Consider the following 14,537-nt stretch of genomic DNA (forward strand, 5'->3'; position numbering starts at 1 on the left):
GGTTATCAGTCTCGGCTGGAAATGGAGAACCATGGTGCGGCGTGCCTCCCCTGCTGCATCTGGGCCCGCTGTTCGGTCTTGACTACCATGATGCGTATTGCCGACACATAATGATAGTAGGTAAGCGGTATCGTTTCCGTAGCGATGCCCAGCCAGCTTCGAGGGGTCTTCTCGACACTCGAAATACGTTGTGCAACAGGCAATATTGCTCGTTGCCAACCCGTTTTCCGGATGGTGCCAGAAGGCAAGTCCCCTGGATCGCAGACGAACAGTCAGCCCATCATCGGATATGCCGAGCACACATGACACAACACGATTAGCATTGAGCACGTGGGGTGGCAAAGATAGCGGCAGACAGCCAGCACGACAGGAGTACGTGTTTTGCTCGACTCAGCGCCGGATCACGAGCAGATCGGCCAGGTGGTCCGCAGACTCCGCAGGGATCGTGGCCTCACTCAGGAGGACCTCGCATCCCGAATTCAACGCTCTCGCAGCCTCGTTCAGCAAATCGAAAACGGCACCCGGACACCGCCGCAGGATGTTCGTGAGAAGCTGAGTTCGGTGCTCGGGGAACCACTGCCCTCGCTCGGTAGCGACGACTCCGGCCAGGAGTTGAGCGACCTGCGGATGCGGTTCAATATCCTGCTCGGTAAAGACCCCACGGCCGTCGCGCGCTGTTTGGAGATCGCCGAATACCTGATCGACTTCGCGTCCGTTCCCGACGGGCTCAGACCGTTCGGCGATATCGCCGAACGCCAATTGGAGCAGGCCGAAGACGTCCTTGCTCAGATCCCCTCGGGCACGCTGCAAGTACGCGATTGGAACACGGTCAACGACTGGACCAGCGTCCTGCGCTATGCGAAGCACATGGTGCGAGCCATCCATGTCTCGCATCTGGGAAACGTCACCGGAGATAGCGGCGACGAATACATCGAGGAGTTGGCCCGCCTCGCCCAGTCCGAAGTCTCCGTACGCCGCCTGTTCGTGATCGACGCGGTCGAGGAGATCTTTCCCCACGAGATCGGCCTGCGGCAGCAGGCCCGTGCCGGCGTCGAGACGCTGCTCATCAATCGCCGGTTCGCCCCCAACGCACCCGGCATGCTCGTAATCGACGATCGATACCTCGCCCGTGGCGAGTACAACTTCACCGGCACGGAGCGGAGCGCCTCGCGCTTCTCGACATTGAAGCACGACATCCAGTTCGCGACCCGCGCGTTCGAAAAGCTCTACCACCTAGGCAAATCCGGTCGTTTCGTCGAGGTCAACCGCATCCTCGAACGGCCCGAGCTGCGCGAACAGCAGTGGCTGAACGAAGAGACACGGACGCTGTTCCACGGCGCTCTTCGTGAGGCGTGGGCTCAAGCGGACGCCGATTCCCCAACGGGGGACTCGAGCTGGTGAGGTGCCAGTCCGCCTGCGCGTCCTGAATCGAACTGGCCAACAGCAGTTGGGGGCCCAGCTGCTACAGCGGCGTCTCCGGAGGTTCGGCGCCCCGAAATTCTCGTAGGACGGAGAGGCCCAGTTCCTTCCTCGCCGCGGCCACAAAAGTGTCTTGCGCCGCCCACAGCTCCTTGAACAACTCCGAAGGAATATCGCTCGCTCCGGAAGTCCCCCGTGCCGCAGCAACTTGTCGGGCAGCAGTCAGTACACGCAAGCACGCACTCGCGGTCTCCATCGACTCATAGATAAGCCGCGCCGCAACCCAGGCGGACTCCAAACGCTCTTTGTACGGGCGTCCCGCCTCGTCGAAAAACGGCATGAGCTCGCCTGCGACACGCCCATCAGAACAGCCAGGGCCGATATCGCATTGCCCGCCACGCTCATTCGCCCACCCCCGGGCTCGGTTTCACCATTACCGATACCGCCAACGCAAGGGTAACGGCGCCAGTGAGACGAGCGCGAGGAATTCTCCGCTGCAAGAAGAAACTCTTCGACCACAGGCGCTGAACGCCACGAGTCGGCTGGCGGCGATCTCTACCTCCAGGCGAAAACCGGACTCGACGGGGCACAGGCCGTCAGCTTCCGGCAACTCCTACTTGCTGCGACACAGCGTGACCGGCCGGCCGACTCCGGCGCCTTGGCCCCACAGCTCGCGATCGATCTCCTAGCTTCGACCAAGGCTTGCCCCAATCGCCAATAACAACGTCGGGAACGAGGGTGCCGTCGGCGCCCGGCTGGGGCCAAGGCCAGCACAAGCCTGCAAGCACCCGTGCGGTATCGCCAGCAGCGCTGAACGTCCTTAGCTGTTCCTCCATTGCCAGCGGCGACGCGGCGACGCGAACTTCGAAGTTGTTGTCACCCCTCCATCTTTCGGGCTTGGCATGATACGCAAATAGCGCGGTGAACCAATGCATTCCGGCACCTTGCACGGCGCCTTCGTAACGAACCCGGTGGAACTACCGCCGACTGTCCCACAGATCGGCGAGGTCGAGCTCGAATCCGTACCTCAACGCGCGATCACGGAGATCTTCCCCCTCCTCAAGTGCCACGTCCAGACTGGCGCCAGAGGCGATGAGCGTTTCGAGCTCGGCGGTGAAGATGCGCAAGGCCTGTTCTCGCGCAGATGATTCCGTTGCCTCGGTTATGAGCTTGTTAGGCAGCGCCTCGTATGGGAGAAGGTCCGTGGAGGTATTCGCGGTTGTCAGTGCCGCCTGGATGAGCTGCTCGATGGTTGCGGCGCGGGCATCCTCGCTGGTGACCGGAACCGCAACCATATTCCGCGCCAAGCTCAGGGCGGGGGAAGGTGGCAAGCCGGCGGACTGAAATTCAACCTGCACACGGGCGAGCAGCCAGTCACCGCACTCCGGGCGACCGAATGTGGCGAGCAGGGGCGCTGCGACGGCGAGGCAAGCAAGAGTCGAGGCAGTTGAAACCGATTCTTGGACAGCAGAATCGGTCCATTGTATGATCTTGGACGTCAGTTCGTCGCGTGAGTTGAGTAGGACGCGAGCGAGCTTCGGGCGGTGGACACGAGCAGACAGGGCAGCCGGGATCAGGCCCGACTGTTGTGCGAGGTTCGATAGCTGGTCGATGCTGGCGACTCTGGCCACGCCGTCGACGGCGTGATCGTGGTCATCGAGCATCGCAAGCAAGAAGTCACGGCAGCTCGGGTTCGAGAACACGACGGCCTTGTCGGGGTCAGCGTCGACTACGTCTATCCAGGTTGGCTCGAGGCCACGGAGGACGACGTGCCAATCGGGCGTCCCACCTTCGAACCCACTCGCCTTTCGAAGAGTTCCCCGCTCGACCGGCCGCGGCGGGAACGTCGCCAAGGTGAGCAGGGCTTCCATGGCGTCCGGGGACAGCGCCCAAAAGCTGTTCTCCCATAGTTCTTTTGGCACAGCGAAGGCCGAAAGTAATCTTTCGAGCACTGTACCCGCAGTGTCGTCCGCGCCGATGTTCTCTCCGACCGTGGCGACCAATCGTAGGTTGAAAGCGGGATTCTCGGCAAGGCTAAGCAGCCGTCGATCGCCGAGCGCGCGTTCTCGCTCCTCATCGGACAGAGCCGACAGCGACAAATGCGCAACGAGAATTTCGCGGCGGGTCGCCGCGTCGAACGGCTCCAGGTGGAGCATCCGGCGGCGATCGGCAACCTTGGCCAACCGATCGCTTGATTTCGCCTCGGTGAGCACGTGCGCTCTGGTCGTCATCACCAAACGCTTCTCTGTGCGATTGCTGTAAACGAAATTGATGAGGTTGAGCAGCATCGCTGCCTGGTCCTTCGCAGCGGTCCGCAAAGACATTTCGCCGAGGAAGTCGTCGAAATAGAACATCTGCTTGGACCCGAGCCGCCGAGCACTCCATGCCTCATCCGGCTTAGAGGTCGCGAACACCTGCCAATCGCGTGATAGCGCATCGAGTGCCAATCGCTCGGCCAGGAAAGACTTCCCGCTACCGGGAAGCCCGGAAATGATGCAAACACCCTCGCGTTCGAGCAGTTCTCGGGCTTCGGAATGGGCGGGCGTCTCGACCCAATACCTCGACTGCTCCGCACATTGTTCGAGTAGGTACTCGGTGTGGTTCCACAGATCGGCCTTAAGGATCCGTTCCAGCGTTGCAGTAGATGACAGCCACAAGGCGTGGTGGCTCTGCACGATATCGGAGTTCCGTGGCAGGCGCAGAGCGTCGTTGATCCTCGATGGCCCCCATACCTCGGATTCGGTGATATTCAGAATCTTGGCCACCTCAGTTTGGACCTGAGGGGACATCGGATGGGTGGTGGTGAACAAGTAGCGATCCGACTGTTGCCGACCGGGTTTGGGCCACTCTTTTCTGACGGCCCGAAGGAACGTCCGTGTGTCCGAACGCGCATAGTTCTTGCACTGCCCGACGATGGTGTACCCATCCGGGCGAACCTCGCGGAGGTCAATGCCTCCATCACGGCCTTCCGGATAGGTCTCGAGCCGCAAGCCGAGCTCGGCATTCAACACATCGCACGACAGGCGCTCGAACCCGGAGTTTGAGAGCCGTGCAAGATCGTAGTCGGACAGAAGGTAACCTCCTCGAAGAGCGTTGTGTGCAAGCGCCTTTCGAAGATGATACACCTGGGAGGACACGGCCGTGGAAATCACACACATGACTTACGCACTGGTTAAGTATGGAGCGCAGATTCCGGTTCCGAGGTTAGAACCCATCGAGGAGGTGCGGGCCTTCCTCACCGAGCACGTCGAAAAGCTCCTCACCGAAACGCGCCAGGTGGGTGCCGCGCCCGCGGGCTTCTTCGACAACTCGCAGAAGCAGAAGCAGTTCCGCGAACTGCACTCCGGTGATGACACCCAATTCCTCGACGCGTATCGCGCACTGGCCGTCGCCCTCGTGGCGCAGATGAACGGCACGACGAAGCTGGGCCTCTTGGTCGGCGTACGGGCCACCACAGCGACCGATGGCGTCATAGCCGGCGTCATGAAACTCGAGGTTCTCTCTGAGCACGGAGCCACACTGGAGTCCCACGTCGAGAACGGCCGAGTGCGGCTCGCGGCCGTGAAAGACGTGCTCGACAAGCCTGGCAAACTGCAGAAATGCGCCATCGTCACCTCGAACCTGCCGGACGAAAAGGTCTTCAGCAAAGACCAATTGCAGGATGCATCGAAGTATTTCCTCGCCGCGTTCGGCATCAAGATCCACCCACGGCCACGCGCGGCGATGCGGACCTTCTACGAAGTGGTCCAGGAGATCGCACCGAGCGATGCCCGCCGCATCGAAGATGCCGTGATCACATGCTCTCCAGGAACGGTAGCCAGCGTGCTAACAGAGGTCGCCGGGAAGGTTCCCGAAGTAACTCCGGCAATCCAATTCGATATCGTCGAGAGCCTGAACAACCGCGACCAGCCCGTCACCGTATTGGACCCCGCTCACGCGATCCAAGGTGTCTACACCCTCGGCGACATCACCATCAACGCGCCGATGCCTGTGCTGGCCGAGTTCGTCCGGGTCGAGAAGCGAGACGAGGGCTGGCAGGTAATTATCGAGTGTCCGACTGAACCGCGCCTTACACGCAAGTGAATTACTCTGCCCTCACAGGGTTTTCGGCGAGTTGGTCCACAATGCGCATCGTCTCCAGGCTGACAGTCGTCACGCGCTTGATCAAATCAATGATCCACGTAGGTGAATTCTGGTCGTCACACCAGTCATTTGGATCGTTGACGATCCCGGAGGCCTTGTCAACGCGCAGCTGATAGCGGTCGATGATCCAATCCAACGCGCTGCGAGAACCCAGTATGTAGTTTTGCGCATCGGTCGGGATCCCGGCAATCGTGACGTTTGGGTTGTAGATTATCGCGGTGCGGTCATCAGTGCTGCGCCACTTCATCTTTCGCACACGCCACGTCTCGCGATCGGACTGGTCCGCAGTCGGTTTGACTTGCACGTCCAGCGGATAAGGCGGTGCCGACTCGTAGCCGATATGCAGGTCGGCCAGCGTTTTCCCAGCGTCCCGCAGGAGCGCGAATCGCTCCGCCGATTGAGGAGTTGGAATGTGCGGCAGCATCTTCCGTAGATCCGCAGCGTAAGAAGCTCGGTATGTGGGGTCGTGCAGTACGCCGTAGACGTAGTAGAAGATATCGTCCTTGGTTATCGACTCATCTGCAGCATAACGGTAATTTGCGAGTATCTCATCGGTGATGTTGTCGACCCGGCGATATCCCCAATCGTCCACGTCATCGGTCACCAAAGCCTGAAGATCAAGCTCACCTTCCGTTGTTTCGATCTTCTCATAGGTCCAACGCGGGAAGAACTGTGCGGTATCGAGAGTGTGGAGGTTCGGAAGAAGATCTGTGATGAAAGGAGTGAATTCGAAATGCGAAGCAGCCCCAGTAATTACGATGCCGAGGTTATTGTGGTGAGGGGTGGGGAACATTGATGGCAACTGGTAGATCATATCGTTAACTCGCCGGTTGAGGTACGTCCACTGAGGCTGGAAGGGGCGATAAGTACCCACGCGCACCGCGCTGTCCGACCATCCAATCTCGGTGTCTCTCGCCAGATCCTGTCTCAAACCCCGGTTCCAGCTGATACACCCCGGCGCAGTCAAGCTTGGGCGACTTTGTAGATACGCCGTCACCAACGCCTCGTTTGCTGTTGAGACTCCAGCGGCTCTACGCTGCTCGCGAAGTTCCTTCAGAGCCTGCATATATTGATCTAGGAGGTTTTCGATGTTTTCGGTCAATCGCTCTTTCGAGAAGCTGCAGCACCACGCGTCACGTCCGGTTTTGAGTCCGGCCGAGAACGTCCCGAACACCGTTACTATGCCAGCCTCAGGTTTTTTGTTACCAATTGCCGGCCAGGACTGGAATTCATTGTCCCGATGGTTGATCCAATCGCCCTTGTTGTTTGGGGCGATGACCTGCCAATCGACGTCGGGAAACGGCTGTTCGGCAAGGATACGGAGCTTCTCCTCACGGGACAGGTAGTCGCCGATATCATGGTAGTGGATTTCACAGCGGCCTTGGTAGTTGGGCTGCTTAACCCCGATGAAGATTGCGACAGTATTGCGGCTGCCGGATCCGAAGATCTTGCCGCCCTCCCGACGGGAGAGTTCTCCGGCCGTACGCTGGTTCCCTCGAAGATTGTAGACATGGATCCGAGAATATTCCTGGGCGAGTGAGAGTCTGATTCCGTCGGCGGTGTTGCCGTCGATCCAGCCACCATTGGAAACATATGCGACGACGCCTGCGTTGCCGATGCGGTCGGTGGCCCACCTGAAGGCGCGCAAGTAGGAGTCGTAGAGGCTGTTCTTGTTCCGCGCGGTTGACAGTGCAGCGTAGGTGTCGGTAATTCGCCGGTCGACGGTGCGGTACTTGACGTTGGCGTTCATGTCGTTTGCGCTGTCTTGCCCAACCGAGTAGGGCGGGTTCCCGATGATAACGTTGATCTTGGTAGCCTTCTGGCGGGCAATGCGTTCGTTGTTCTGGGGGAACACCACCTCGTCGAAAGTGTCACCACTCTCGCCGATCTGGAAGGTGTCAGCGAGGACGATCCCGGGGAATGGCTTGTAGGCGTTGCGGTTCTCTGTCTTGCCCATCAGAGCGTGGTAAGTCGTTTCGATATTAACTGCCGCTATGTAGTAGGCGAGCAGCATGATCTCATTTGCATGCAACTCATTCGCATATTTGCGAGCCATATCGGCGGCAGTGATGCGGCCGGACTGCAGCAGGCGCGCGATAAAGGTCCCGGTACCGGTGAAGGGATCGAGGATGTGGACGTTCTCGTCGGTCAATCCGCGCCCGAACTCCCGATGTAGTACCGCATCTGCAGCGGACAGAATGAAATCGATGACTTCGACTGGCGTGTAGACAATTCCGAGCGCATCGGCCTGCTTCTTGAAACCGAGCCGGAAGAACTTCTCGTATAGTTCCGAGATAATCTTCTGTTTACCGTCAGCCCCGGTGACTTCGGCCGCTCGTCTGCGGACAGAGTTGTAAAAGCCCGCAAGCTTAGCGGTTTCCGCCTCCAGACCAGCGCCGTCGAGGGTGTCGACCATCGCCTGCATAACCGCGGAAACCGGGTTTTGGGAAGCGAAGTCATGCTCAGCGAAAAGGGCGTCGAAAACTGGTTTGGTGATCAGATGCTGCGATAGCATGCTGATCGCATCATCGGCAGTGATCGACTCGTTCAGATTGTCCCGCAGCCCGGCCAAGAATGAATCGAATGCCTGTGCAACCTGCGGGTCCGCACCGGTCAGTATCGCTTTGATCCGGGTGATCTGGGCTGTGGCGATGTCAGCGACATCCGCAGCCCACTGCTCCCAGTAGACCCGGGTACCGACCTTGTCCACGATCCTTGCGAAGATCGCTTCTTGCCACTGCGCGAGAGTGAACAACGCCAACTGGCGTAATCCCGAGCCTGATACGCCCGCATCGGACTGATCACCGTCAGCGATGCTTTCGTCCGCTGGGTCGAGTGGACCGATGTGGCCGCCGAACAACTTGTCGGTGCCTTGCAAGAGGTTGCTGTTTCCACCGTTCAACGCGATGGAATTGACCATCGCATTGAACCGGTCGTCGTGCGCGCGTAGAGCGTTGAGCACCTGCCACACAACCCGAAATCGGCGGTTGTCCGACAGCGCCGCCGACGGCTCGACGCCTGCAGGAACAGCGACCGGAAGAATGATGTATCCGTACTTCTTCCCCTCGGACCGACGCATCACCCGACCGACCGATTGGACGACGTCGACGACGGAGTTGCGTGGTTGCAGGAACATCACCGCGTCGAGGGCGGGAACATCGACTCCCTCGGAGAGGCAGCGGACGTTGGTGAGAATGCGGCATTCATCGGCGGCCACTTCCTCTTTGAGCCAGTTGAGTTCCCGATTGCGTTCCAGCGCGCTCATGGTGCCGTCGACATGGTGGATCTCGCACCGCAGGTTCAGGTTGGTTCCGTCGGTTGCGCCTTCCGGCGCGGTAAGGGTCTTGCCGGTGAGCAACTCGCGGTAGGCGTCGACGACATCAGGAAACGCGCTTTCGACCTGCTTGGAGTCAGCGATATCGCGCGCGAAGGCGACCGCTCGCCGCATCGGCGCCTCGCCAGGTTCGAAACCTATAGCGCCATCGGGATTTTGGCCGCACCGCTTGGCCAAGCCGTTCCAGCAGCCAATAATCTTGGAGGCATCGTCGAGATTCAATTCCCCGTGTTCAGCCGCGAGCTGCCTCTGGAGCGGCTCCGCGATCACCGACTCGTCCACGGTCAGCACCAGGACTTTGTAGTCGGTCAGCAGGTTCTCATCGACCGCCTCGCCGAAGGACAACCGGTGGAATTCAGGGCCAAAGATCTCCTCGTCGTCCATCGACGCCACGACAGCAGCTGCTTGAGTTGCCTGATCTTTGGCGTCCTCGGCGTAGATGCGCGGGGTCGCGGTCATGTACAACCGTCGCGCAGCCTTCACGTAGGCAGCATCGTGCACGCGCACGAAGTTCGATTCGTCCGCGCCAGCGAGGGTTACGCCTGTTGTGCGATGCGCTTCGTCGCACAACACCAGATCGAAGGCGGCAGCCCCATGGTTCTGCTGCGCCTCGGCTACCACGGGCAGCGACTGGTACGTGGTGAAAACGACCGTCAGCCCAGGCGCACCATTCCGGTAGGACAATTCCGAGGCAAGTCGGTCGGATTGTGTCGTGACGGGGATGGCAATGTCGTGCACCCGGTAGTCCTCGGAGGCTCGACCGACCCCGCCGTCGGAGCAGACGGCGAAGGCGCGCAACTCCAGCTGTGATTGGGCAGTCCACTCCCGCATGGTTTGGGAGAGCAAAGAGATCGAGGGCACACAGAACAAAATCCGGGCCGCGTCGCCTATCTCGGCGGCCGTGCGCTCGGCAATCTTCAACCCAGTGAACGTCTTACCCGTCCCGCACGCCATCACCAGACGGCCGCGGTCGAATCCCGCGCCGTAACCCTCGAAGACCCGATCGACCGCCACCTGCTGATGCCGACGCAAACCGTGGCGACGGGCCGGCGAGAGCGTAAATAGAACCTCAGCGCCTGCTGGCCGGGCAACCGACCACTCAATGGGCGAGTCGGCGATATCGGCCAGTCCAAGACGCGCGACGGGCTTGGTCTGCCCCTGCATCGCCTGCTCGGCGTGCTTACTCCAGCGATCGGTCGTTGAGATGATCAGGCGGTTGGTGAAAGGCTCCTTACCGGACTCGGTGAAAAAGGAGTCGATATCTCCCTTGGTCAGTGTGTGCAACGGGTCATAGAACTTGCATTGAACCGCCGTCAGATCTCCGGAGTCTCGCTCCCGGGCAACGAGATCGATTCCGGTGTCCTTCTTACTTGGCGCCCCCGGCCAGTCCCTCCATCGCCAGACCGCGTCGTACTCCTGGGACATCATCGGGTCCAAGGTGAAGTACTCGACCATCAACTCTTCGAACTTGACGCCCCGCTCGAGGTTGTCGGGAATATCGCGAAGTTCCTCGATCACCTTGTGTACCGACATGAGCATTGACATCTACCCCTCCAAACCCGAACGCGCCTAAGGGATTTCGCGCGATCTTGGGAGACATTACCGGCCGTTCCTAACTATGCCTAGTGAGGAAACCAAGTGTATTGCGTTGTGTAGCAATGTCGTTGACGTCAGGGTTCTCAATCGTAGCTGGGCGGCCGTGTTGTAGACGCGCTTTCGGCGTAACTGCTCGCCCACTCGGTCACCAGACCTGGTAGGAGGCGGATACTGAGCCATACCCACGACTAGACCGAGGCGAATGACCCCTGACGCGGACCAGTTGCCCGTGGCGTTGCTGCTACACGACCGGCCGGAACGGCGGGGTGAGCCAGTTCGCCGCGCATGCAGGAGCCGGCCGCTAGAGTTGATCTATGTTGTCCGCTCACGATCAGACGGATGATCGCTGAAGGCAAGCTACCGGCGTTCAGGTTCCGCGGTCAGATTCGGATAGCGGTCGACGTGATCGACAAGGCGACGCGCCCGGTGAGATGAAGCCAGCCCGTCGCCCCTGGGGGCAGCGGGCCACCGCTATCGCGCGTATATTGCGCAGAAATGGCTGGTGATCGCAAACCCGTGATGACCAGCCGTTTGTTGTGGTCCTAGCTGGTTTCGAACCAGCGACCTCTCGCGTGTGAGGCGAGCGCTCTCCCGCTGAGCTATAGGACCTTAACGGGGTGTTCAGGAGGCTGTTTTCTGCCGTTCCGAACGAGATGGAACTCTAGCACGCAGTACCCGGGAGACTCCAAATCGCCACCCGGATGTGGTGAAACCCGGTGGGGCGCAAGAGAGCGAGTGCGCCGCGGAGCGGGCACCGGATACGGTCGATGGCGGGGGCGGCTCGGATGGGGTGGGTTCCGCGCCGGCTGGGCGATTGCCGGTTGCGAGATGGCGCGGGCGGCTGCGGGCGGGCGAACTACAAGCATGTGATTTACCCCGTTTGACCAGGCGATTTGTTGCTTGCGCCGATAGTCGGCTAATGTTTCCTCTCGTCACCGGGACAGCCGCGAGGCCCCCGGAGCGACATGCGGATGTAGCGCAGTGGTAGCGCATCACCTTGCCAAGGTGAGGGTCGCGGGTTCAAATCCCGTCATCCGCTCGAGAGGTAGGGCAGTAAAAAGCCTTTCCCCTTTATGTACGGTGGAGTGGCCGAGTGGTGAGGCAACGGCCTGCAAAGCCGTGCACACGGGTTCGATTCCCGTCTCCACCTCGCGCGATTAGCTCAGCGGGAGAGCGCTTCCCTGACACGGAAGAGGTCACTGGTTCAATCCCAGTATCGCGCACCACCGTATTACCCGATCAGCCCCGGTTTTCGCCGGGGCTGATTTTCATTTGTGCCCAAGGGTTTTCAGCTCGAGGCCTGCCGGGCGGCCTGTTCGAGCCGATCCCGGTAGCGCTGCCACCAGGCCGGGTCGTCGGTGGGCATGTTGGAGGTGGTGGCGCGGTGGCCGGTGGCTCCGTCGAGGAGTTCGCGGAGGATGTCGGCCTGGCCGGCGTGGCGGTTGGTTTCGGCGGTCACGTGCACGAGGATGCGGTGCAGGGTGACGGGGGCGCGGTCCGGGGGCCACCAGGGGACGACGCCCTGCGAGGTCAGGTCGAGGTGGCGATGGTGGCGTCGGTGTGGGTCCAGGCGCGGCGGTAGAAGGCGAGGATGTCGGGGCGGGACTGGTCGGGGGTGGCCCACATGTCGGCGGTGGGGTCGTCGCCGTTCTCGGCGAGGGGCTCGGCGTAGGGGCGGGCGAAGGTGTCGCCGAAATAGCCGAACTCGACGGTCGCGAGGTGTTTGATCAGGCCGAGCAGGTTGGCGCCGGTGGGGGTCAGGGGACGGCGGACGTCGTATTCGGACAGGCCCTCCAGCTTCCACACCATGGCTTCGCGGGCGACGCGCAGATACTCGTGCAGGTCCGCCTTGGGGTCAGACGCGGTCATGCCCGAAAGTCTGCCCGATACCAGAACTCCGGGCCGGAGAGCGGCGAAACCCTCTGGCCCGGAGTGGTTCTCGGGACCTGTTGCTCACACCTCCAGATCTTCCTCGATGGTCTTGAGGCGATGCCGGGCCAGGGCCAGGTTCGCGCGGCCGCGATCGAGGGCCAGATAGAGGAACAGGCCCTTGGATTTCCGGCCGGTCATCGGGCGGATGATGTGGTACTGGGCGCTGAGGGTGATCAGGATGTCCTCGATGTCTTCCTTGAGGCCGAGCTGATCGATGGTGCGCAGTTTGGCGCGCACCACCTCGGTGTTGCCGGCGGCGGCGACCTGTAGGTCCAGGCTCTTGGAGCTGCCGAGCATGCCGAGCGCCATGCCGCTGCCGTAGTCGACGACGGCGGCGCCGACGGCCCCGTCGATCGTCATCATGTCCTTCAGCGCGATATCCATGCTGCTCATGGTGTTTCCTTTCTCGAAGTCGGCCGTCAGGCGTCGCCCGCGGTCGGTGCCAGGTGGTCGGCGATAGCGCGCGCCACCGGACGGGATTCCAGATGCAAACGGCCGACGTTCACTTCGGCGTCGGCCAAGACGGTCAGCGAGGTCCAGCCGGCCGCATAGATCACCACGTAGCCTCCGGTGCCGTTCACCACGACTTCGTGGAATCCGCCGCCGTGCGCGGTGGCGACCAGGCGGTGTGAGACACCCAGTTGCGAAGCGGCAAGTGCCGCAATGCCATTGGGTTCGATATGGGCGGGCAGATCGTGGGCCACGAGCAGCCCGTCGTTGGAGGCGACCAGAGCCCCGGTGAGTTTGGGCAGGCGCTCGCGCAACGCTCGCAGTTCCGCGAGCACCGCCGGATGCGGCTCGGGTCCGGTCATCGCCACCTTGGTGAACCTTCCTACGAACTGGCTGATCAATTTCTGTCGCCCTCTCAATCGAGCTCCTCCAGGGCTTTGCGCAGCCGGATCAGCAGGTCCTTGTCGACCGTGTCCCAGCGCTCGGGCACCGCCACCGGCGCGGCCTGCGGCGCGAGGGCCGGCATCTCCTGGGGGATCCCCGTGCGGGCGGTGCGGCGCGGGAGCTGCCCGGGCGCCGCGGCGCCGGCCAGCGCCGGCTCGGGCCGGACCGGCGCCCGGACGACGCGGGCGGTGATCGGCTCGACCTGCGCGGGAATCGGGCGCTCCAGCAGGCCCGCGGCGGTCAGTTCGCGCACGGCGACCAGGCAGCCGTAGGTGGTGCGGCCGAGGTTCTCGGCGATGCCCGCGATGCTGCGCCGCGCGTCGGCGGCGGCGAGCACCTCGGCTTGATTGCCGGTGAGCACGACGCGGTGGCGGCGGATGCGGTGCACCGGGACCACCGGCGCTCGATCGACCAGTTCGGACGGCCACGGCCCCGCCGGGACGCGACTGCGGCGCGCGCACTCGTGCACCAGCGTGCGCGCCGGGATCCGGCACACCGGCGCCAGCCAGTGCGGCGGTGCGGGCTGGAACTCCGGGATGCCCGGCGAGGCCAGCAGGAAGAAGGCGGCGTCGAAAACCGCAAGCAGCGCAATGGTTTCCAGCTGCGGCAGGCTCAGCACCTCGTCGGCGTCGCCGGCGCTCGCGCGTTGCCAGGCGGCGGCCGTCGCCACGCCGGCCTCCACGACGAGCCGGTCCAGGCCGGGGGTGCGGTGGCAGTCGGCGCTGGTGATCGCGCCGTCGGTGAAGCGGAAGGCGCCGTCGCCGACGCACAGCACTCCGGTGCGTCGCTCGGTTTCCGCGCGCTGTAATTCGACCGCGAGCTCAATTCCCACGACCGTCTCCGGTCAGGTCGCCGAGAATCGTGCGTAGCCGGAACCGGGCGATCGCCAGATTCCCGGTGTCGTCGTCGAACAGGACGTGCACGAACAGCCGGCCCTCGAAATCGCCGTTCACCAGGTTCAGCAGATGGAATCCGCCGGTCCCGCAGACGATGATCTCGAAGATGTCGCCGCCGCCGCGCTCGGCCGCCAGCGCGGGACAGGCCAGCAGATTCTGCACGACATCGGTGATGACGGCGGCGTCCTCGTGCTCGTCGACCAGTTCGTGTGTGCCCGACGCCGCGATCGCCAGACCGCTCGCACCGTCCACCAGCGTCACGCCGAGCGCCCCCGGAATGCACATGATGCGTTCTAGGCAGGCATCGATACCCGTCACTCCGC

At 62.0% G+C, this 14,537-nt stretch carries 9 protein-coding genes, 4 tRNA genes and 1 pseudogene; 5 read left to right on the forward strand and 9 right to left on the reverse strand.

The window, feature by feature from the left end:
- Positions 1-381: 381 nt before the first annotated feature.
- Entirely contained in the window at positions 382-1,401 is a 1,020-nt protein-coding gene (locus AB0I43_RS20920; protein WP_356975546.1) for a helix-turn-helix transcriptional regulator, read from the forward strand.
- Between the two features lie 614 nt (positions 1,402-2,015).
- Here the strand turns inward: AB0I43_RS20920 and AB0I43_RS20925 are convergent.
- Positions 2,016-2,354 (reverse strand): DNA/RNA helicase domain-containing protein, encoded by a 339-nt coding sequence (locus AB0I43_RS20925; RefSeq protein WP_356975544.1) that lies wholly within the window; start codon positions 2,352-2,354, stop codon positions 2,016-2,018.
- A 42-nt stretch (positions 2,355-2,396) separates the two neighbouring features.
- Positions 2,397-4,571 carry a restriction endonuclease gene (locus AB0I43_RS20930; protein ID WP_356975542.1) on the reverse strand — a complete coding sequence of 725 codons (2,175 nt, stop codon included), beginning with the start codon at positions 4,569-4,571 and terminating at the stop codon, positions 2,397-2,399.
- Between AB0I43_RS20930 and AB0I43_RS20935 the strand changes: the two genes are divergently transcribed.
- Positions 4,561-5,502: a hypothetical protein gene (locus tag AB0I43_RS20935; protein WP_357432567.1), complete on the forward strand. Its 942-nt coding sequence runs from the start codon at positions 4,561-4,563 to the stop codon at positions 5,500-5,502. The two genes, AB0I43_RS20930 and AB0I43_RS20935, sit on opposite strands and share 11 nt — an antisense overlap.
- 1 nt (position 5,503) lies before the next feature.
- Here the strand turns inward: AB0I43_RS20935 and AB0I43_RS20940 are convergent, their stop codons facing one another.
- Positions 5,504-10,435, reverse strand: a complete 4,932-nt coding sequence (locus AB0I43_RS20940) for a DEAD/DEAH box helicase (RefSeq protein ID WP_356975801.1) — start codon at positions 10,433-10,435, stop codon at positions 5,504-5,506.
- 594 nt (positions 10,436-11,029) lie between these two features.
- Positions 11,030-11,101, reverse strand: a tRNA-Val gene (locus tag AB0I43_RS20945).
- Between the two features lie 358 nt (positions 11,102-11,459).
- Here AB0I43_RS20945 and AB0I43_RS20950 point away from each other — a divergent pair.
- The 3 genes from AB0I43_RS20950 (at position 11,460) to AB0I43_RS20960 (ending at position 11,718) form a co-directional block, all read left to right on the forward strand.
- A tRNA-Gly gene (locus AB0I43_RS20950) sits at positions 11,460-11,531 on the forward strand.
- Between the two features lie 40 nt (positions 11,532-11,571).
- Positions 11,572-11,642 (forward strand) — tRNA-Cys (locus AB0I43_RS20955).
- Position 11,643: 1 nt separating this feature from the next.
- A tRNA-Val gene (locus AB0I43_RS20960) sits at positions 11,644-11,718 on the forward strand.
- A 62-nt stretch (positions 11,719-11,780) separates the two neighbouring features.
- Here the strand turns inward: AB0I43_RS20960 and AB0I43_RS20965 are convergent.
- The 5 genes and pseudogenes from AB0I43_RS20965 to AB0I43_RS20985 form a co-directional block, all read right to left on the reverse strand.
- A pseudogene (locus tag AB0I43_RS20965) lies at positions 11,781-12,361 on the reverse strand (DinB family protein).
- Positions 12,362-12,445: 84 nt separating this feature from the next.
- Positions 12,446-12,817, reverse strand: coding sequence for a hypothetical protein (locus tag AB0I43_RS20970; RefSeq protein WP_356975537.1), 372 nt, complete (start codon positions 12,815-12,817; stop codon positions 12,446-12,448).
- Positions 12,818-12,843: 26 nt separating this feature from the next.
- On the reverse strand, positions 12,844-13,236 hold the full coding sequence (locus tag AB0I43_RS20975; RefSeq protein ID WP_356975799.1) for a roadblock/LC7 domain-containing protein: 393 nt from the start codon (positions 13,234-13,236) through the stop codon (positions 12,844-12,846).
- A gap of 53 nt (positions 13,237-13,289) precedes the next feature.
- Entirely contained in the window at positions 13,290-14,150 is an 861-nt protein-coding gene (locus AB0I43_RS20980; RefSeq protein ID WP_356975535.1) for a hypothetical protein, read from the reverse strand.
- A complete protein-coding gene (locus AB0I43_RS20985; protein ID WP_356975533.1) occupies positions 14,140-14,532 on the reverse strand; it encodes a hypothetical protein in 393 nt (130 codons plus the stop codon). Before AB0I43_RS20985 ends, AB0I43_RS20980 begins: the two co-directional genes overlap by 11 nt.
- Positions 14,533-14,537: the final 5 nt, after the last annotated feature.

The sequence above is a fragment of the Nocardia sp. NPDC050435 genome (assembly GCF_040655395.1).
Lineage (GTDB): Bacteria > Actinomycetota > Actinomycetes > Mycobacteriales > Mycobacteriaceae > Nocardia.